We start from the raw sequence: 19,831 nt of genomic DNA, 5'->3' as shown, positions 1-19,831 counted from the left end.
AGCGCTTCCCCCCGGGGAGGCGCTCTTTTCTAGCAGGGCGCCTGGGTTACTTGCTGGGCTGGGGCCGCTCCAGCAGATTGACGAAGGCCTGGGACAGGGCCGGGAAGGTGAAGTGAAAACCCGCCTCCTGCAGGCGCCTGGGCAGCACCCTCTGCCCGGTCAGCACCAGATCGGCGGCCTCACCCATCATGAGCCGCAGGGCCCAGGCGGGAATGTGCAGCAGATGGGGACGCTTGAGTGCCCTGGCCAGCTGCTGGCTGAACTCCCGATTGCTCACCGGGGTCGGGGCCGTGCCGTTATAGATGCCGCGGCACTCCTCATGTTCGAGCAGATAGAGCCAGGCCCGCACCAGATCCTGGATGTGGATCCAGGAGACCACCTGCCCCCCTTCGCCCATGGGGCCGCCAAATCCGACCCGATAGGGGGGCAGCATCTTGGGCAGAGCACCGCCATCGAGTCCCAGCACCAGGCCGATACGCAGTATGCAGACCCGGGTCTGCTCGCTGCTGGCCGCCAGGGCCAGAGACTCCCAGCGGTGGCAGAGCTGGTGGGTGAACTCCTGGCTGGGGTGATCGCACCCCTCATCCAGGGGTCTGTCATCCTGGCGGCCGTACCAGCCGATGGCGGAGGCGCTGAGCAGCACTTTGGGGGGATTGCTGGAGAGCTTGATGAGATCGACCAGCTGCTCGGTCAGCAGCCAGCGGCTGTCGCACAGCTGCTGCTTGCGGGCTAGGTTCCAGCGTCCCTGGGCGATGGGTTCCCCGGCGAGGTTGATCACGGCATCTATGTCGTTGAGATCGTCGAGCCTGTCCAGGGAGTCGAGCACCTGCACATCGTGACCCAGCAACTGGTAGGCCAGGCTGCCCTGGCGGCTCAGGACCACGACCTGATGCTGCACCTTGAGGTGCGCCACCAGCTTGCGGCCGATGAACCCTGTCCCGCCCGTGATTAGAATCTTCATCTCGTCCCCTCCATGTCTGGCTCTACTCTAGTGAGTCGGCAAGGGATGAACAAGCCATGAGACCGAGAGAGGCGGATCCCTGCGCCACCTCCTGCATCTGTTGTTTTCTTTCAAATGATCCGGAAACTATCCACAAAAGCTGTGGAAAAGTCTGTAGATTAGCGGTGTTTCTAGCGTTAGTTGGCTGATCTTAAACGACTATTTTCATCTGATCCCGACTGGGGTGCAATTGCGCAATCCCCTGGCGCGAATGTGAGTGTTCGCTCTGGCGTTGGGCCAGGCCGGTCGCTGCGCTGGGATGGACAGGGCCGAATCGAGGGGATCCGGATTTGATCTCGGGGATCAACATCGGCCGCCGAGACATAAAAAAACCCGCCGAATGGCGGGTTTTTCACAGGGACAGACAGCAGGGCCGATTACTCGGCCTGGGCTGCCTGGATCCCGGTCAGGGCGATGGTGTAGACGATGTCGTCCACCAGGGCGCCACGGGAGAGGTCGTTGACCGGCTTGCGCATGCCTTGCAGCATGGGGCCGATGGAGACCAGCTCGGCGGAGCGCTGTACCGCCTTGTAGGTGGTGTTGCCGGTGTTCAGATCCGGGAACACGAACACGGTGGCTTTACCCGCGACCGGGGAGTTCGGTGCCTTGGACTTGGCCACGTTCTCCATGATGGCCGCATCGTACTGCAGCGGGCCGTCGATGATGAGGTCGGGGCGCTTGGCCTTGGCCAGTTCGGTCGCTTCGCGCACCTTCTCGACGTCCGCGCCGGCGCCAGAGGTACCGGTGGAGTAGGAGATCATGGCGACGCGCGGCTCGATGCCGAAGGCGGCAGCGGAGTCGGCGGACTGGATGGCGATCTCGGCCAGCTGTTCGGCACTCGGATCCGGGTTGATGGCGCAGTCACCGTAGACCAGCACCTGATCCGGCAGCAGCATGAAGAAGATGGAGGAGATGAGGGACGACCCCGGGGCCGTCTTGATGATCTGCATCGGCGGACGGATGGTGTTGGCGGTGGTGTGTACGGCGCCAGAAACCAGACCGTCCACTTCGCCGCGTTCCAGCATCATGGTGCCCAGCACCACGTTGTCTTCCAGCTGCTCGCGGGCGACCACTTCGGTCATGCCCTTGTTCTTGCGCAGCTCGACCAGACGGGCCACATAACGCTCGCGCACGGCCACGGGATCGATGATCTCGACGCGGTCGGTCAGGATCACGCCCTGCTGTTCGGCGACGCGGCGGATCTCCTCCGGGTTGCCCAGCAGCACCGGACGGGCGATGCCACGCTCGGCACAGATGGCAGCCGCCTTGATGGTGCGCGGCTCTTCCCCTTCCGGCAGCACGACGCGCTTGTTGGCCTGGCGGGCCAGCTCGGTCAGCTGATAACGGAACGCAGGCGGGCTCAGGCGACGGGAGCGGGTGGACTTGGCGGAGAGGGACTCGATCCAGTGCTTGTCGATGTGGCCGGCCACATAGTCCTGTACCAGTTCGATCCGCTCGCGGTCATCTTCCGGGATGTCGACGTTGAAGTTCTGCAGGCTGACGGCGGTCTGCCAGGTGTTGGTGCCGGTGATCATGATCGGCAGGCCGGTGGCCATGGCTTGCTGGCACAGGGCCATCACCTGGGGTTCCGGATGATAGTTGCCGGTCAGCAGCAGGGCGCCCAGCTTGACGCCGTTCATGGCGGAGAGGCAGGCGGAGACGATGACGTCGGAGCGATCGCCCGAGGTAACCAGCAGGCTGCCCGGACGGAAGTGCTCGATCATGTTGTGGATGGAGCGGGCACAGAAGGTCACGGTCTGCAGGCGACGGCTGTCCAGCTCACCCTTGTGCAGGATCTTGGCGGCCAGGTGCTTGGCGAGATCCTTGGCGCGCGGGGCGATCAGCTGGGTATTCCAGGGGATGCAGCCGAGGATGCGCAGCGGGCTCTTGCCGAACACCTGCAGCACTTCCAGATTATGGGCGGCGTCCGTGGTGTGGTGATGGGCCTCGAACATCTCGGTCAGATCGGGGCGGGTCACGCCGTGCTCGTCAACCGGGGCGCCGACCTTGTTGATCACGCAGCCGACGATGCGCGGGTTGTTGACGCCACCGAAGTTGGAGCAGGCCAGTTCGATGCGCTCCTTGAGCTTCTGGCTGGAGTCATGACCCGGGTGGGTGACGAACACCATGTCGGCATCCAGCGCCTTGGCGACGTCGTAGTTCAGCTTGTTGGCGAACGGCTGCTTGTCGGTGGGGACCATGCCCTCGACCACGACAACTTCGGCACCGCTGGCCTTCACGTGCTCCTCGAAGCGAGCCACTATCTCTTCCAGCAGGATGTCGGTGTTGCTGGTGGTGATCATGTTCTCGGCGTAGGAGAGGGCGAACGGCTCGGGCGGGTTGATGTTGGCGGCGGCGCGGATCACGGCGGTGGAGCGCTCGGCACCTATCTCGCCCGGGCGCGGCTGGGCAACCGGTTTGAAGAAGCTGACGTTGACGCCATGACGTTCCATTGCGCGAACAACGCCAAGGCTCACTGAGGTCACACCAACACCGGTGCCAACCGGGATAAGCATAATAGTGCGTGCCACTTAATACCCCTTGTTCATTTTTGGGATCAGGAAAAGGCCGCCCTGGGGCGGCCTCACGTTACTGCGGATCAGGCGCCGACGAGGTCCAGCGCGTCGTGGGCAATCACCCACTCTTCGTTGGTCGGGATCACCAGGGCCTTGGTGGTACCGGCCTTGGAGATCACGCCACCCTTGCCGAAGCGGGCGGCCAGGTTGGCATCGTGGTCGATGTCAAAGCCCAGCAGACCCAGCTTGTTCAGGGCCATCTCACGGATCGGGGCCGAGTTCTCACCGATGCCACCGGTGAAGACCACGGCATCCAGACGACCGTCCATGGCGGCGGCGTAGGCGCCGATGTACTTGGCCAGGCGATAGCAGTAAACATCCATGGCACGCTTGGCTTCTTCCTTGCTGTCGTAGTTGTCTTCGACGAAACGGCAGTCGGAGGTGACTTCGGTCAGACCCTGCAGGCCGGATTCCTTGGTCAGCATGGTGTTGATCTCGGCAACGCTCATGCCCAGATTGTCATGCAGGTGGAAGATGATGGCCGGATCGATATCACCGCAACGGGTACCCATCACCAGGCCTTCCAGGGGGGTCAGGCCCATGGAGGTATCGACGGACTGGCCGTTCTTGATGGCGCAGACGGAGCCGCCGTTGCCCAGGTGGCAGTTGATGATGTTGAGCTCGGAAACCGGCTTATTCAGCTGCTTGGCGGCTTCCAGGCTGATGAAGTAGTGGCTGGTGCCGTGCATGCCGTAGCGACGGATGCCGTTCTCTTTGTAGAGCTTGTACGGCAGGGCGTACAGGAAGGCTTCCTGGGGCATGGTCTGGTGGAAGGCGGTATCGAACACGGCCACGTTCTTGTCGGCCAGCTGCGGGAACACCTTCAGCGCGGCACGGATGCCGATCAGGTGAGCCGGGTTGTGCAGGGGAGCCAGGGTGGCGCAATCTTCGATGCCCTTGACCACTTCGTCGGTGATGACCACGGAGGAGGTGAACTTCTCACCGCCATGTACCACGCGGTGACCGATGGCGATCAGGTTTTCGGCCAGGGCCGGATTCAGGGGCAGGATCTTGTTGACGATGTAGTCCAGCGCTTCCTGGTGAGCGGCACCGGCACCCAGATCGGCATTGCCTTTCTCGCCGTTGAGCTTCCACTTGATGCGGGCGTCGTCGAGGCCGAAGCACTCTGCCAGGCCGGACAGCAGGTCATCGCCTGTGGTGGCATCGATCACGGCGAACTTCAGGGAAGAGCTGCCACAGTTAAGTACAAGAACCAGCTTACTCATGAATAAATCCTATCGCAGATTGGGTTGTGTAGGAGGACTGCACGGACGCGAGGGCGCCCAATATCTTCAACTTATCCTGATGAGGGTTGGCAATCTGTTGCTTGCCCCTTGTATAGTGATACAAGGCCCGACATCCTGACGCCTTCCGATGGGGCCCGGAGGGGCCATCGGCGGTAAAAATGGGCGTACAAAGGATAACCTCATTGTTGAAAAATAACAAAGTCATCCTAAACCTTTGTTACCTTCCATCAAATTTTTACGCGGTTTTGTCACTTGATACGGTCAAAATTGGCTCGGAGGCAGTATGAGCATGACTTCTTTTGGAACTAAGTTACAGCAAGGCCGACATTATATGACGATTTGGCCACGCCGTCCCGAGCTCAATCCACTGTTTCCTGAAAACCGTATCATCCGGGCCACCGAGTTCGCCCTCAAGGTGATCCCGGCCCTGGCCGTGCTCAGCATCATGTTGCAGTTTCAGCTGGGTCAGGATCACTACTGGCCCTCGGTGATGACCAGCGTGCTGTTTCTGCTCAGCCTGCCGCTGCAGGGTTACTACTGGCTCGGCCAGCGTGCCGAGACCCGGCTGCCCCCCTCATTGGCGAACTGGTACCGGGAGATCAACGGCAAGATGAACGAGCAGGGCGGTCGCCGTCAGCTGGTGGCCCAGCCGAGATACGAAGAGCTGGCCGACACCCTGAATGCCGCCTTCAAGCAGCTCGATAAATCCTTTCTCTACGAATAGTCCCCGCAAGGGAGAAAAAGGCGCCTTGGGGCGCCTTTTCTTATGGCCGAGTCAGGCCGCCAGTATGTTGCGGATCTCCTGGATCGAGAGCTTGTACTGGCGCGGACACTGGTGCCAGACCGCCAGCATCCGCTGGTATTTGTCGCGCATGGCGATGTCGCTGGAGAGCTCGTCGCAGGGGCAGTCCAGCTCGGGGAAGCGCTTGTCCACCTCCAGCAGGAAGCAGACATAATCGGCCAGGGCGGCCTCCTGGCTGCGGCTGTAACCATTGAAGCGCAGCCGGCTGGCCGCGACCTCGGCCTGATGGGCGGGGGCCAGATTGCCCCAGGAGATGGCCAGGGCATGGTGCAGCTCCAGGGTGCCGAGCACCTCCTGGCAGGTGGCGAGATCCAGATGGCCGAAGTGCTTCTCCAGCTCGAGGATCTGCAGACAGTAGCCCTTCTCTATGATGGTGCTGGCGCGCTGGTAATCCGCTGCCTTTTCCGGATTGAGCTTGGCCAGGATCTCGTACTGGTTGCTGAGGATGAGGCGCTCTGTGTGGCTCATGTTCATGGGATTTCTCGCTGCAAGATGAAACTGGCACCAAGTTAACCCAGATATCAGATGGATTTTTTGATCTGGCAGGGGAGTTGCGCGCAAAAACGGGCGCTGGCGCGTGGTGCGTGGCCAAAGAGCGAGGGGGCCGTCGGCCCCCTCGCGTTTCACTCCGGGCAAGGCCCGGTCCGGCGGGATCAGCCCTTGATGAAGTCGAGCACCACCTGATGGTGATCGCTGGTCTTGAACTTGTCGAAGCGGTGGACAATCTTGCCCGCCTCGTCGATGAGGAAGCTCAGGCGATGGATGCCATCGTACTCCTTGCCCATGAACTTCTTCGGACCCCAGACCCCGAACGCTTCGGCCACGGCGTGACCCTCATCGCTCAGCAGGCGGAAGTTGAGGCTGTCGCGCTCCTCGAACTTCTTGAGGCGCTTGGCCGGGTCCGGGCTGATGGCGAGCACGGTCACATTGAGAGCGGTCAGCTCGGCATTGACGTCCCGCAGGCCGCAGGCCTGGGTGGTGCAGCCCGGGGTCATCGCCTTGGGATAGAAATAGACGAGCACCTTCTTGCCGCGCAGTCCGCTCAGGCTGACCGGCTGGCCATCCTGATCCGGCAGGGTGAAATCGGGCGCGTTGGCGCCGGCGGACAAGGGTTGGATGGGTTCAATGGTAGACATCTTGACTCCTCGGTGGCTGCCCTCGGGCAGGCTGACGACTGGGGGTGGGCACCTCAAGGGTGCTTGCGGTGAATGATGAACTCGAACGACTCGGCGCCGAGCGCTTGGCAGAAGGCGGCGAAGGCGGCCTCGGAGTCGGTCACCTCGCCGGCGCGCGCCAGGTTGAGCTGAAAACTCGCCTTGAAGCGGTTGTAGGGCTCCTGCTCCCGGGTCTGGGTCTGCATGGCCTGGATGTCCCAGCCATGGTCGCTGAAAAACTGGGTGCACTGGCTGACGATGCCGGGCTCGTCGCGGATCAGGATCTCGGCGCTGGCGTTGATGTCGTATTGCAGGGAGTGATGGCGCTCGGTGCGCTTCATCATGGTGATGAGATCCCACTCCTGGCTGCGCAGGGGCAGGCTTATCTCGAGTTGCATCAGGCTGTTCCAGTCGCCCGACAGCAGCATGATGAAGGTAAATTCGTTGCCGAAGATGCCAAGGCGGCTGTCGACTATGTTGCAGCCACAGCCACTCACGTGGCGGGTCACTTCGTTCACTATGCCAGGCCTGTCCGTGCCGATGGCCGTTACGACCAGGTAATGCGTCATAAGTCCTCTCTCGTCCATTCATTTTGCTGGCGCAGGCCGACTCGGGCGAGCCTGGAGCCGGGTGGGGCATTGCGCCGTTTTGTGGCGGATGGTACCACGGCTTGTCCCCCGCCTCCCTTGTTTTTCAAAGGGGGCAGCTTTACCATTACGCCCCTGAAAATCGGGAGAAATATCCATGTTACGCGGTAGTCTTGTCGCTCTTGTCACCCCCATGCTGGCGTCAGGGGACGTCGATTGGGCCAGTCTGGCTCGCCTTGTCGAGTATCATGTGGCCGCCGGTACCTCGGCCATCGTCGCGGTGGGCACCACGGGGGAGTCGGTGACCCTGAGCGAGCAGGAGCACATCGCCGTCGTGGCCAGGACCCTGGAGCTGGCGGCGGGACGCATCGCCGTGGTGGCCGGCTGCGGCTCCAACGATACCCGCCATGCCATCGCCCTGTCCCGCCGCTTTGCCGAACTGGGGGTGGATGCCGGGCTCTCCGTCACCCCTTACTACAACAAACCGACCCAGGAAGGTCTCTATCGTCACTATTGTGCGATCGCCGAGGCTAGTGGTCTGCCCCAAATTCTTTATAATGTGCCGGGTCGTACCTGCTGTGATCTCAAACCCGAGACCGTTGGCCGGCTGGCCAGGGTGCCCGGGATCATCGGCTTGAAAGAGGCCACCGGCGATCTGGCGCGCACCCCGCTGCTGCGGGCGCTGTGTGGTGCGGATTTCGCCCTCTACAGTGGCGATGACGAGACTGGATGTGATTTTATGCTGCAAGGGGGCGATGGGGTCATCTCCGTCACCACCAATATTGCGGCGGCCCAGATGGCCGACATGTGTCGTGCTGCCCTGGCCGGTGATGCCGGTCTGGCCCACGACATCAACAATCGATTGATGCCGTTGCATCGGACTCTGTTCTGCGAACCGAGCCCCATTCCGGTCAAATGGGCCTGCGCCCGGCTGGGATTGATAGCGACGGCGACCCTGCGTCTGCCGCTCACCGACCTCACCCCAGAGGGCGAACAGGCGATGACGCAGGCTCTGATGACTGCGGAGTTGATGGCGAGTGTTTAAAACAAACGGAAAGGGAAGTGCAGTGCGTCTGGCGATGAGTGTGGTGACCCTGGCCGTGTTGGCCGGTTGCAGCTCACCGGCGGAGCGCAAGATGGCCAACCGTGGTTTTGAGTATGAGGACGCCCGCCTGGAAGGCCGTGCATTCCTGATACCCGCCGGGTTGCAGACCCCCGCCTTTAACAGCGAGTTCAATATTCCCGCCCTGCCCGAGAGCAGCCGCGAAGGCCCCCTCGGCGCCGATGTGGACGTGCGTCCTCCCGCCCAGCTGCTGACCGTGGTTCCTGGCAGCCAGGTGGTGACCAATGCGGCCGAGCCCACCGTCGCCTTCTATGCCCTGAGTACCGGGCAGAACGTGCAGGACGACACCTGGGCCTTCCTGATGAATTTCCTGGCGAAGTACAAGGTCACCACCGAGCGCCTTGACCGCGAAGGCGGCGTGCTGGAAACCGGTTGGTTCGACAACACCATGGCCCTAGACGGCTGGGGCGAGGAAGATGACGACTACCAGATCCGCCAGCGCTACCTCTTCACCCTGAGCCCGGACAACCAGCGCCATGCCATGAACATGTCGGTCAGGGTCATCGACCACGAGGAGAAGCTGGACGGCGACACCAGCACCAGCCTGAGCCCGGCCGAGGCGAAGCGTTACGCCACGCGCGCCCTCAACCAGTTCTCCCTCTATTACGACAAGGAACTCAAGGCGCGGGAGCAGCACAGGAGCAGCGATGGCATGGGTCTGCAACTGGGTCTTGACAACAACGATCTGAGCGCCTGGATCGCCGATGGCTCCTTTGATCAGGTGTGGCGTCGCCTCAACCAGATCCTGCCCGGCTACGGTTTCATCATCAAGGATACCCAGCAGTCCCTGGGCTGGATCGACGTCGAGTATGACGAGCCGGGCAGCGACTTCTGGCAGAGCAAGGGGGGCGAGCCCTTCAAGCTGGAAGAAGAGAAGTACCGCTTCCAGCTCGGCGAGATGGCGGGTGGCAAGACCTCCATCACCCTGTTCGACAAGGACAAGAAGCCGGTATCGTCCGGTGTCATCTCCCAGATGTACATCAGCCTGTCCGAGGCATTCGCCAAGGCACAGGCCGATCAGGCAGCAGCACAATGACAAACAGGGGCCCGGCGCCCCTGTTTCGTTATATGAGTCCCCCGGCGTGACGCGGGGGGTTACCCGGATTGGATCGCACCCATTCCCGAGCCGCGGGGTGGCTGCTCTGTTTTATTAGTCCCACAACAGGAAGTGTTAAAAGCCATGAGTCTTGCAGATCAAGTATTGGCGGTGAATGACGATTTGCCGATCCGTACCGATAAACCTGTCCATTCAGGCAAGGTGCGCAGCGTCTACTGGTTGACCCCGGCAGACAGTGCCCGGCTCATCAGAGAGAAAGGCTATGACGTGCCGGCCGATGCGCCCCTGGCCATCATGGTGATCAGTGATCGCATCTCGGCCTTCGACTGCATCTGGCAGGGGGTGGACGGCTTGAACGGCGTCCCGGGCAAGGGGGCGGCGCTCAATGCCATCTCCAGCCACTGGTTCACGCTGTTCAAGGAGAAGGGATTGGCGGACAGCCATATCCTGGATATCCCGCACCCCTTCGTCTGGATCGTGCAAAAGGCCCGCCCCGTGCTGATCGAGGCCATCGCCCGTCAATACATCACAGGCTCCATGTGGCGTGCCTACCAGGATGGCGAGCGGGAGTTCTGCGGCATCACCCTGCCCGAAGGTCTGCAAAAGGATCAGAAGCTGCCCGAGATCCTCATCACTCCCTCTACCAAGGGCGTGCTGAAAGGACTGGACGGCGTGCCGGAAGCGGACGACGTCAACGTCTCCCGGGCCGACATAGAGCGCCACCATCAGGCCTTCGGTTTCCGCTCCCCGGCGGACATCGATCGCTACGAGACGCTGCTCAAGGAAGGCTTCAACGTCATCAGCGAGGCCCTGGCCGAGCGGGACCAGCTGTTCGTCGACACCAAGTTCGAGTTTGGCTACGTCCAGGATGCCGCCGGCAACGAGAAGCTCATCTACATGGATGAAGTCGGCACCCCCGACAGCTCGCGGATCTGGGACGGAGCCGCCCTGCGCAACGGCGAGATCGTCGAGAAGTCCAAAGAGGGCTTCCGCCAGTGGCTGCTGAACCACTTCCCGGATCCGGACATACTGCTCAACAAGCACCGCATGCCGGAGCGGTTCGCCCTGGCCCGGGACAACAAGCTGCCCACCGAGGTGATGATGGACATCTCCCACACCTATGTGGGCATCGCCGAGACCATCATAGGTCAGCCGCTGGTGCGCAGCGCCCATCCCAAGCAGGAGATCATCGAGGTGCTGCGGGAGCAGTACGGCCTGATCGACTGAGGCGAATGGTCTTTTTTTGCCGCCAGGAAACAAACGTTTACCTGGCGGGCCGCCTCGGGTGACCAGGCGGCATATGCGAACGGGCCCCATTGCGGGGCCCGTTCCTCTTTGTGCCATCGCGCCATCTGGGGGGCATGACCCTCGGCGGAGCCGGTCACTGGCCTGTTTCAGTCAAAGACCTTGAACACCTGGCCGCTCTGCACCCCCATCACGGCTCTCTGGTAGGCGAGGGCCACCCGGGCGGCGGGCACACTCTCGAAACCGGGGAAAAAGGGACCGTACGCCTCCCGGGATTCGGTCAACAGGGTCGGGCTCACCACATTGATGCGCAGCCCCTTGGGCAGTTCGCAGGCCGCGGCCTTGGCAAAATGCTCGATGGCGCCGTTGATGGTGGTGGCGCTGGCGCCACCCTGGATGGGGACCTCGCTCACTATGCCGCTGGTCAGGGTGATGGAGCCGCCCTCCCTGAGATAGGGAATGGCGGCGCGGGTCAGCTTGATCTGTCCCATCAGCTTGCTCTCCAGGCCAAACTGCCACTGCTCGTCGCTCAATTGGGCCAGGGGGCCGAAGGCGAGGTTGCCGCTGGCGACTACCAGGGCATCGAAGGGACCTGTGGCGTCAAACAGGGCGGCGATGGAGGCGCTGTCGGTCATATCGACCCTGGCATCTCCCTGGCGGTGGCCGACGCGAACGATCTCGTGCAGACTCGCCAGCAGCGTGCTGACGGCGGAACCTATGGTGCCACTGGCACCGACAATGACGATTTTCATGGCTGCACTCCTTGTTGGGATATGTCGATAATATCTGGACAAAAAAGAAGAAAAAGCGCTTAACATGAACGCATTGTTGTCATTTTGGAGTGAATGGTGTGGAGCTAGGTCATCTGTCGAGCTTCTATCAGGTGGTGCTGCGGGGCAGTTTCTCCGCCGCCGCCGATGCCCTTGGGGTGAGCAAAGGCATGCTCAGCCGCCATGTCAGTGCCCTGGAGCGGGACCTCAATGCCCAGTTGCTGCAGCGCACCACCCGCAGGCTCAGCCTGACCGAGGCGGGCAAGAGCCTCTATCAGCAGGCGGGGGAGATCTTTGCCCTGGCCCAGCAGGCCCGGCAGGACATAGAGGCGCTGACCGAGGAGGACAGCGGACGGCTGCGCTTCACCTGCCCGGTCAGCATCGGAGACCGACTGGCCGCCGAACTGCTCGAGCGTTTCGCGGCTCTTTGTCCCGGAGTCAGCCTGGAGTTCAACTTTACCAATGCTGCCCTCGACATGAGCCAGGGGGAGCACGACATCGCCCTGCGCGCCATGACCCAGATACCGGACAACCTGGTCGCCCTCCCTCTGGGGCGACTGCGGGATGTGGTGGTGGCCAGTCCGGCCTGGGTGGCGCGCCATGGCCTGCCGGCGACCCCTTATGAGATGGCGGCCCACAGCTGCCTGCTGCAGGATCACAACCCCGCCTGGGAGCAGTGGCATCTCGCCAGAGAGGGGGAGGAGGCAAGGATCCTGGTGCAAGGCAAGGTGCGGTCCAACCACTACAGCACTTTGCTGCGACTGGCGGTGGCCGGCATGGGGCCCACCAAGTGTCCGCTGATGCTGGCCGACCCCCTGCTGGCCCGGGGCGAACTGCAGTGGCTGCTGCCCGCGTGGCAGGGTTCGCTTCATCCGCTGCACATAGTACATGCCCAGCAGCGCCGGGTGCCGCGCAAGATCAAGCTGTTCAAGCAGCTGTTGCAGGCCTGGTTTCGCGAGCATCCCCACTATCTGATGTGAGGGCAGGCGAAGCGCCAGCATACTGTTATCTGGCTGTCACAAAGGCCCGCTAAGGTAGCGGGCCATGTGTGGCACCGATAACGGATGATGAGATGAAACGAGTGTGGAGCCTGGCCCTGTTACTGGGCTGCGGGAGTGTGAGTGGCCTGGCCCTGGCCGATGTCCGAGTCTCGGTACCGGCCCCGTTCCAGCTGCTGGCGGTGCAGGAGGGCAAATTGCTCGACGAGCATAGCGCCAGCGTCAGGGAGGGGACAGCCCAGCTGCTGGTGCGTTACGACGGGGTGGAGGAGAGCCGCAACAGCAGCGACAACGATACCCACCATGTATCCGAACCCCAGGTGGTGCGCTTCGATGCCAGCGGCGGTCCCCTGATCCTGACGCCGGCTGCGGCTCCCGCCGCCCTGCGCAGTGGCGAGCAGATGGCCGCCTTTGCCAGGGCGCCCACGCTTGGCCTGGCTGATGAGCAGGGCCGATCGGTCGCGTTTGCCCAGGACGAGCTGGTCAGCAGGGGGCTGCAGCTGGGGATCGACTGGCCCGATCGGCTGGCGGATTACAACCGGGATGGCGGTGTGGCGGCCCTGACGGTCGCTGCCGCGCCGAGCCAGGGTCCGGCCCTAGCCGTCGAAGCCAGCGGTCTGGAGGCCCAGTTGCAACAACTGTTCCTGCAGGCAGATCCCGCCTTGCGCAAGCGCTTCATCGGCTGGGCCGTGCCCCGGCTCTGACCTGCCCGGGTCGGGGGCGCCGTCACCGCCCTCCCGCTTTCCTTGCAAGGGAGCTTGCAGTAAGGTAGGCACACTGCCGTGCCCACCCTTTTGCATGAGGTCCCCATGTTCGAACTGCATCCCCGCCTGGCCGCCGATACCCGGGTGCTTGGCGATCTGCCCCTGTGCCGCGTTCTGCTCGCCAAGGAGAGCCAGTATCCCTGGCTCATCCTGGTGCCACGGGTGGCCGGTTTGCGCGAGATCCACCATCTGGCCCCCCTTCAGCAGCAGCAACTGATGCAGGAGTCCTGCGCCGTCGCCGCCCTGATGGAGCAGGCGCTCGCCCCTGACAAGATCAACGTGGCGGCCCTGGGCAACCTGGTGCCCCAGCTGCATCTGCACCATGTGGCCCGCTTCGTCGGCGACAAGGCCTGGCCGGGGCCCATTTGGGGAGCTCATCCCGTCATTCCCCATGGGCCGCAAGTTTTGGCGCGGGAGGCCGATACATGGCAGACGCGCCTTGGCACAGTCCCCGGGTTCGCCCCGATCTATGCCGACGAGTGACGAAAGAGCGCGCTGGCTCCCAGCCCGATGACAAGGGCCCGGCCAGGCCTCTCCCTTTGTGTTATAGATAAGCCCATTTTCGCCGTTCAGGAAGAGCCCATGATAGTAACGAGAGCCGATGACGATACCGTGCTGACCACGGAAGATGTACTGCTGAGCCTGTGTAACTCGGTCACCAAGGTGCTGAGTGCGGCCAGCCAGAGCCAGGTGCGCTTCTCCGGCATGGTGCAGAAGATCAGCAAGACCTGCCTCAAGCCCGACATCGGCTGCTTCGTGCTGTTCGATGGCGGCTTCTCCGGCCTGGTGGTGATCAACTTCTCCGCCGCCGCCGCCATGGAACTCTACGAGAACTACATGCTGAGCATGGGGCTCTCCAAGGAGGATCTCGCCATCTCCCACACCTCGGACGAGGTGAGCAACGTGATGGGAGAGCTGATGAACCAGATCGTCGGCAGCTTCACCCACAAGGTCGGCCGCGAGCTGCAGACCCACATCACCCAGAACCAGCCCAAGATGCTGGCCCTGAACAAGCAGGTGATGCTGAGCGTCGATACCAACCTCGACAACCCGGAGTCGCGCCGGGTCACCTTCTTCACCGCCCGCAACAACATCTTCTATCTGGAGCTGGCGATGGACAAGACCGAGTTTATCCGGTTGCACGACGAGGGGCGGGATCAGGAGGAGCTGAGCCCGGACGAGCTGATCGCCCGTACCAAGCTGGCCCAGGCCCCGCAACCGGCGGCGACCGTCGCCAGTGCGAACGAGCACGACGATCTGCTGGACTCCCTCGGGATCTGAGCGCCGTCATGGCATAAAAAAGAGGCCACCCCAGGGTGGCCTCCTTGTTTTCAGCAGGCGCCACGCGCCATCAGAAGGTGTAGAGCAGGCCGGTGCTCAGGGAGCTGGCGTTGCTGTCGTAGAAGGCGATGTCGGAGTCGGCCCTGGCGTAGCTGGCGCTCACCACGGCGGAGAGGGGGGCGACCCCGAACAGGCGATGCCAGAAGAAGGAGCCGCCGATGGCGAACTCGTTGGCATCGGCCCGTCGGCCAAAGATCGGCTGGATGGCGTCATAGTCGCGCTTGCCGAGATAGAGGTTGCTCACCAGGGACCACTGGCTTTGCTTGAGGCCGTAGCTCAGCTGAAGGCCGGTGCTGTCATAACGCTCGGCCCGGCCATCCAGGTCGGCCTGGCGGTAGATCAGGGAGGGCTCGAGCAGTTGGCCCGGGGCCAGCTGCCACAGGTAACCCAATTCGAAGGTATATTCCCGGCCGTTGCGATCGAGCTGGTGGGCGACCTCGTGACCATAGCGTTCGCCGCTGTGTTCGTTGTCGATGTCTATCTTGCGCAAGGTGGCCTTGCCGTTGAAGTGTGAACCCCAGATCTTGTCCCAGCTCAGGCGCATGCCGCGAGAGCTGCGGTCCGTGGTCTCCCGATCGACACCGGTGGCGAAGGGATCCTGCCACTGCTCGCCGGGCAGGGCGCTGAACACATAGGAACCGGCGATGATGCCCTTGTCGCCCACCTGCTGGCGCACCCCCAGCTGCTGGGTGAAGTCGAAGCGCACCGCGTCCTGGATAAGGTTGCCCAGGAACAGCTGGGTGCGGGTGTCGGCGAAGGTGTAGCGCAGATCCGCATTGATCAGAGGGGTCAGACCGTCGGAACGCTCGGCCGAGCCCAGGCTGTCGATGCGCTCATGGCTGTCATGGCCTTTGTAGAAGTTGGACTCGTAGCTGCTGGCGTTGATGCCTCCCAACAGGAAGCCGGAGAAGCCGGACTGTTTCGGGATCTCGATGATCTCGGCATGAAGGGGCCCGGCGACCAGCAGACCCAGGCCGAGTAACAGACTCTTGCGCATTGCTCATTCCTCGAACGAGTAGGATTCAAACAGATTGACCTGCGGCATTATAAGGGGGTGTTCCGCCCCTGTCTGCCTCCATGGCATCCCTGTCGCACCCGGGCGGGCGATCCCCTCTTTTGTTTTGCCCGCCCCGACGGGGCCCGCCACACCTTGCACCGCACCAGTGAGGGCCAGCTCACAAAGGGTGGGGCGGACGCAATAAATCCAGCGTCGGGACAAGAGTTCCGGGACGGCTGCTGGTATTCTGGGGAGCACTTGTGGGGAGAAAACAACGAGATGAAGCAGATTAAATCCTGGGCCCAGTATTATGTGGATCTGATGACCAAGCTGGGGCTGGTGCGTTTCAGCATGTTCCTGGCCGCGGCCATCATAGTGTTGGCCGTCTCCATCCAGATGGGGGTGACCCTGTTTCTGCGCGGCACTGTCGATGTGGTCGATCTGGTGCGCTCCGTCTTCTTCGGCCTGCTGGTGACCCCCTGGGCCGTCTATTTCCTCTCCATCGTGGTGGATCAGCTGGAGGACTCCCGTCAGCGGCTGAGCCGCATGGTGCGCAAGCTGCAGGAGATGCGCGAGCGGGACATGGAGCTCAACAGCCAGTTGCAGGAGAACATCAGCCGCCTCAATGCCCAGATAGCCGAAACCAACCGGGCCGAGACCCTGCGCCAGCAGGCGATCGAGGATCTGGAGAACGAGGTGTTCCAGCGGGAGAAGGCCCAGCTGCACCTGGGGGAGCGCACCGCCCTGCTGCGCTCCTTCATCGACTGTTCCCCGGATCTGGTCTATTACCGCAACGAGGACGAGCAGTTCTCCGGCTGCAACACCGCCATGGAGCAGCTCACCGGTCGGGTGGAGGCTGAGCTCATCGGTCTCACCCCGTTCGATGTCTACAAGCAGGACATCGCCAACAAGGTGGTCGAGACGGATCGCCAGGTGTTTGCCAGCAACGAACCCATGACCTATGAGCAGTGGCTCGAGTATCCGGATGGGCGCAAGGCCTACTTCGAGCTGCGCAAGGTGCCCTTCTTCGACCGCTTCGGCAAGCGGCTCGGCCTGCTCGGCTTTGGCCGCGACATCACGGAGCGCAAGCAGTACCAGGACAAGCTGGAGAAGGCGAGCCGGGACAAGACCACCTTCATCTCCACCATCAGTCATGAGCTGCGTACCCCCTTGAACGGCATCGTGGGCTTGAGCCGCATGTTGATGGATACCCAGCTCACCCCGGCCCAGCACCAGCAGCTCAACACCATCCACCTGAGCGCCGTGACGCTGGGCAACATCTTCAACGACATCATAGATCTCGACAAACTCGACCGGCGTCGACTGGAAATCGCGCCAGCCCCGCTGGATCTGCCCGCCTTCCTCGACGAGCTGGAGACGCTGTCGCGCATCCAGGCGGAACAGAAGGGGCTCTACCTGCATTTCGATCGGGATGGCGACATGCCGCAATTCGTGATGGCGGACGGTACCCGGTTGCGCCAGGTGCTGTGGAACCTGGTGGGCAACGCGGTCAAGTTCACCGACGAGGGGGGGGTGACCATCCGCTGCCTCGCCCACGAGGCCGAGACCCAGGGCAGGCTGGCCCTGCACTTCGAGGTGGAAGATACCGGTATCGGCATACCGCCTGCCCAGCAGGAGAAGATCTTCGCCATGTACTATCAGGTGCAGGGCAAGCAGCACGCCACCGGCACCGGGATCGGCCTCGCGGTCTCGCGCCAGCTGGTGCAGGCCATGGGCGGCCAGCTCTATGTGGACAGCGATGTCGGCGAGGGCGCCTGCTTCACCGCCGAGCTGGAGGTGGCCTGCGTCGAGGCCGCTGCCGATCCCGAGCTGCCCGACAGCGATCTGCGCCTCGATATCCTGCTGGTGGAAGATGTGGAGCTCAACGTCACCGTCGCCTGCGCCCTGCTGGACAAGCTTGGGCACCAGGTCAGGGTGGCGCGCACCGGCGGCGAGGCCATCGCCATGGCCAACCCGGATGATTTTGATCTCATCCTGCTCGATATCCAGCTGCCGGACATGACGGGCTTCGACGTGGCGGCCCGGCTGCTCGAACGCTACGGAGATAGCCTGCCGCCCATGGTGGCGCTGACGGCCAACGTCACCGGCGATCGCGATTATTACCTCGAACGCGGCATGCAGGATGTGATCAACAAGCCGCTGCGCTCCCAGGCGGTGCGCGCCGTCATCGCCCACCTGTTCGCGGATCTGGCCGATGAGGAGGCCGACGCTGCCAGCGAGCAGGCGGAGCAGAACGACTGGCTGGATCTGGGCTTCTTGACCGACTATGCGGACACGGTCGGCAAGGGGGTGCTGATCTCCAGCGTGGACTTGTTCGAGCAGATGATGCCGGACTACATGGCGGTGCTCGATTCGAACATGACGGCCAGGGATCAGGCCGGGGTGGTGGAGGAGGCGCACAAGATCAAGGGGGCCGCCGGCTCCATCGGTCTGCGGCGCCTGCAACAGCTGGCCCAGCTTATCCAGAGCCCGGATCAGCCCGCCTGGTGGGAGAACGTGGAAGACTGGATTGAGTCGCTGCGCCGTGCCTACCCGGGCGACATCGCCCGCCTGCGCACCTGGTTGCAGACGTGACCCCCAAGCCATGACAGCGACCCAGACGAGGGAAGCCAGAGGAGTGAGCCCATGTACCAGACCCTGATCCCGCCCCTGCGCATCGTCCCCAGAGGGGAGGAGAGCCTGCTGGCGGCGACCGAATTCGATCGGGCCCGGATCGTCCAGGCGGCCCCGGTGCGCCGCTTGCAGCAAAAGACCCAGGTATTCCCGCTGGATGTGAAGGCCTCGGTGCGCAGCCGGCTGACCCACTCCCTGGAAGTGCAGGAGACGGGGCGCCAGATCAGCCGTCGCATCCTGGGGCGCTTGCCCGCCGAGGCGGTCTGCCCCTGGTCCTTCATCAATCTGGTGGAGATGGCCTGCCTGCTCCATGACGTGGGCAACCCCCCCTTCGGACACTTTGGGGAGCAGGTGATGGGGCAATGGCTCGGCGAGCAGCTCGATCCCCTGTTTGCCGCCGCCGTGGGGGCGGCGAGCGAGCAGTGGCCTCGGCTGCGGGCCGATCTGCTCGGCTTCGATGGCAATGCCCAGAGCCTGCGGCTGGTACACAGCCTGCACGAGCTCAACCTCACCCTGGGCCAGCTGGCGGCCCTGTGCAAGTATCCCCAGCAGCAGGATCTCGCCGCGGGCCAGGCCCAGCACCACGGCTGGGCGGCCAAGGGAGGCATCTTCTTCAGCGAACAACCCCTCTACGCCCGCCTGAGCCAGAGCCTGGGCCTGGCGCCGGGCTGCCGTCATCCGCTGGTTTACATCATGGAGGCGGCGGACGACATCTCCTACTGCATCGCGGATCTCGAGGACGCGGTGGACCGGCGGATCCTGAGCCAGAGTGAGCTGATCCAGGCTCTGGCCAGTGCCGACGAGGGGGAGTACATGCAGGCCCTGCTCGGGGAGTCCAGAGAGGGCCGCGAGGGGTTCTTCCCCCACTTTCGCCAGCGACTGACCGAGGATCTGGTGGCGCTGGCGGCCCGGACCTATCTGGCCGAGCATGATGCCATCTTGCAGGGCCGCTATCCCCATGCCCTGCTCAGCGGCCAGGCGCCGGCGGCCCGGGTGCTGGACACCCTCAAACGGGTGGCGCGCGAGCAGGTGTTCATGCGTCCCGAGGTGGAGGCTCTCGAGCTGGAAGGCTACGCCGCCCTGCGGGGGGTGCTGTCGACCTACGCCTGCCTGCTGGCCCTGCCCGAGGAGCGCTTTTCCCGGCTGCTGGCGGGGGCGGGGGGGGCGGAGCTCTTCTTCGCCCGTCGCCTGTTTCACCGCCTCTCCGCCCGTCATCTCAAGGCATACCGCCTGGCGGTGGCCAGCCCGGATGCCCGCTTCCAGTGCCGCGCCGAGCAGGAGTGGTATTACAGGGTGCGCCTGCTGCTCGACTATGTCAGCGGCATGACGGATACCTATGTGCTGGAAGAGTACCGGCTGCTGTCGGGGATCTAGGATGACCCCTTGCCGCCCTCCCCAAATGGGGGGCGGCTGGCAAGGGCCCGCTTGTATTGAATTCGGTGCTTTTTTACACTTCCGACACTTGTTCCACTTTTCACCCATAAGGAGACGAATATGCAACATTCAATGCTCAACGTTGCGACTCAACACGGCGCC

Annotated in this window: 18 protein-coding genes; 10 read left to right on the top strand and 8 right to left on the bottom strand. The window is 63.1% G+C overall.

Annotated features, from left to right (window positions below):
• Positions 1 to 46 precede the first annotated feature (46 nt).
• The 3 genes from ACEUCR_RS07080 to ACEUCR_RS07070 form a co-directional block, all read right to left on the bottom strand.
• The gene (locus ACEUCR_RS07080) at positions 47 to 961 is read right to left on the bottom strand and encodes a TIGR01777 family oxidoreductase (protein WP_408788978.1); all 915 of its coding nucleotides are present in this window, start codon (positions 959 to 961) and stop codon (positions 47 to 49) included.
• A gap of 416 nt (positions 962 to 1,377) precedes the next feature.
• On the bottom strand, positions 1,378 to 3,531 hold the full coding sequence (pta, locus tag ACEUCR_RS07075) for a phosphate acetyltransferase (protein WP_041998367.1): 2,154 nt from the start codon (positions 3,529 to 3,531) through the stop codon (positions 1,378 to 1,380).
• Positions 3,532 to 3,599: 68 nt separating this feature from the next.
• Entirely contained in the window at positions 3,600 to 4,802 is a 1,203-nt protein-coding gene (locus ACEUCR_RS07070; RefSeq protein ID WP_041998369.1) for an acetate kinase, read from the bottom strand.
• Between the two features lie 304 nt (positions 4,803 to 5,106).
• Here ACEUCR_RS07070 and yfbV point away from each other — a divergent pair, with 304 nt between their 5' ends.
• Positions 5,107 to 5,547, top strand: a complete 441-nt coding sequence (gene yfbV, locus ACEUCR_RS07065) for a terminus macrodomain insulation protein YfbV (RefSeq protein WP_111873473.1) — start codon at positions 5,107 to 5,109, stop codon at positions 5,545 to 5,547.
• Positions 5,548 to 5,598: 51 nt separating this feature from the next.
• Here the strand turns inward: yfbV and ACEUCR_RS07060 are convergent, their stop codons facing one another.
• From ACEUCR_RS07060 to ACEUCR_RS07050, 3 genes are all read right to left on the bottom strand, one after another.
• Positions 5,599 to 6,099 (bottom strand): YfbU family protein, encoded by a 501-nt coding sequence (locus ACEUCR_RS07060; protein ID WP_392445394.1) that lies wholly within the window; start codon positions 6,097 to 6,099, stop codon positions 5,599 to 5,601.
• A 179-nt stretch (positions 6,100 to 6,278) separates the two neighbouring features.
• Entirely contained in the window at positions 6,279 to 6,743 is a 465-nt protein-coding gene (gene bcp / locus ACEUCR_RS07055) for a thioredoxin-dependent thiol peroxidase (RefSeq protein WP_408789087.1), read from the bottom strand.
• Between the two features lie 71 nt (positions 6,744 to 6,814).
• The gene (locus ACEUCR_RS07050; protein WP_041998376.1) at positions 6,815 to 7,348 is read right to left on the bottom strand and encodes a glycine cleavage system protein R; all 534 of its coding nucleotides are present in this window, start codon (positions 7,346 to 7,348) and stop codon (positions 6,815 to 6,817) included.
• Positions 7,349 to 7,523: 175 nt separating this feature from the next.
• On the opposite strand from ACEUCR_RS07050, the gene dapA reads away from it, so the two are divergent.
• The 3 genes from dapA to ACEUCR_RS07035 all read left to right on the top strand — a co-directional run bounded on the left by dapA (position 7,524) and on the right by ACEUCR_RS07035 (position 10,773).
• Positions 7,524 to 8,411: a 4-hydroxy-tetrahydrodipicolinate synthase gene (gene dapA / locus ACEUCR_RS07045; protein WP_041998379.1), complete on the top strand. Its 888-nt coding sequence runs from the start codon at positions 7,524 to 7,526 to the stop codon at positions 8,409 to 8,411.
• The gene (gene bamC / locus ACEUCR_RS07040; protein ID WP_084205453.1) at positions 8,404 to 9,525 is read left to right on the top strand and encodes an outer membrane protein assembly factor BamC; all 1,122 of its coding nucleotides are present in this window, start codon (positions 8,404 to 8,406) and stop codon (positions 9,523 to 9,525) included. The genes dapA and bamC overlap by 8 nt, the downstream gene beginning before the upstream one ends.
• 144 nt (positions 9,526 to 9,669) lie before the next feature.
• Positions 9,670 to 10,773: a phosphoribosylaminoimidazolesuccinocarboxamide synthase gene (locus tag ACEUCR_RS07035; RefSeq protein ID WP_162625824.1), complete on the top strand. Its 1,104-nt coding sequence runs from the start codon at positions 9,670 to 9,672 to the stop codon at positions 10,771 to 10,773.
• Between the two features lie 167 nt (positions 10,774 to 10,940).
• Here ACEUCR_RS07035 and ACEUCR_RS07030 read toward each other — a convergent pair whose 3' ends face one another.
• Entirely contained in the window at positions 10,941 to 11,543 is a 603-nt protein-coding gene (locus ACEUCR_RS07030) for a short chain dehydrogenase (RefSeq protein ID WP_408788975.1), read from the bottom strand.
• A 98-nt stretch (positions 11,544 to 11,641) separates the two neighbouring features.
• Between ACEUCR_RS07030 and ACEUCR_RS07025 the strand changes: the two genes are divergently transcribed.
• The 4 genes from ACEUCR_RS07025 to ACEUCR_RS07010 all read left to right on the top strand — a co-directional run bounded on the left by ACEUCR_RS07025 (position 11,642) and on the right by ACEUCR_RS07010 (position 14,604).
• Positions 11,642 to 12,541, top strand: a complete 900-nt coding sequence (locus tag ACEUCR_RS07025) for a LysR family transcriptional regulator (RefSeq protein ID WP_111873468.1) — start codon at positions 11,642 to 11,644, stop codon at positions 12,539 to 12,541.
• 92 nt (positions 12,542 to 12,633) lie between these two features.
• Positions 12,634 to 13,263 (top strand): DUF2057 domain-containing protein, encoded by a 630-nt coding sequence (locus ACEUCR_RS07020; protein ID WP_408788972.1) that lies wholly within the window; start codon positions 12,634 to 12,636, stop codon positions 13,261 to 13,263.
• A 105-nt stretch (positions 13,264 to 13,368) separates the two neighbouring features.
• The gene (locus ACEUCR_RS07015) at positions 13,369 to 13,806 is read left to right on the top strand and encodes an HIT domain-containing protein (RefSeq protein ID WP_408788970.1); all 438 of its coding nucleotides are present in this window, start codon (positions 13,369 to 13,371) and stop codon (positions 13,804 to 13,806) included.
• A 99-nt stretch (positions 13,807 to 13,905) separates the two neighbouring features.
• A complete protein-coding gene (locus tag ACEUCR_RS07010) occupies positions 13,906 to 14,604 on the top strand; it encodes a DUF3334 family protein (RefSeq protein WP_041998398.1) in 699 nt (232 codons plus the stop codon).
• A gap of 70 nt (positions 14,605 to 14,674) precedes the next feature.
• On the opposite strand, the gene ACEUCR_RS07005 is transcribed toward ACEUCR_RS07010, so the two are convergent.
• Positions 14,675 to 15,661, bottom strand: coding sequence for a DUF2860 family protein (locus tag ACEUCR_RS07005; RefSeq protein WP_041998400.1), 987 nt, complete (start codon positions 15,659 to 15,661; stop codon positions 14,675 to 14,677).
• Between the two features lie 279 nt (positions 15,662 to 15,940).
• Between ACEUCR_RS07005 and arcB the strand changes: the two genes are divergently transcribed.
• Both arcB and dgt read left to right on the top strand, forming a co-directional pair.
• Positions 15,941 to 18,256, top strand: a complete 2,316-nt coding sequence (arcB, locus tag ACEUCR_RS07000) for an aerobic respiration two-component sensor histidine kinase ArcB (RefSeq protein ID WP_111873509.1) — start codon at positions 15,941 to 15,943, stop codon at positions 18,254 to 18,256.
• 51 nt (positions 18,257 to 18,307) lie between these two features.
• Positions 18,308 to 19,669 carry a dGTPase gene (gene dgt / locus ACEUCR_RS06995; RefSeq protein ID WP_408788967.1) on the top strand — a complete coding sequence of 454 codons (1,362 nt, stop codon included), beginning with the start codon at positions 18,308 to 18,310 and terminating at the stop codon, positions 19,667 to 19,669.
• Positions 19,670 to 19,831: the final 162 nt, after the last annotated feature.

The sequence above is a fragment of the Aeromonas bivalvium genome (assembly GCF_046078285.1).
GTDB classification, from domain to species: Bacteria; Pseudomonadota; Gammaproteobacteria; order Enterobacterales; family Aeromonadaceae; genus Aeromonas; species Aeromonas bivalvium.
Note: the sequence above shows the minus strand (reverse complement) of the source record. Positions and strands in the feature narration are given on the sequence as shown.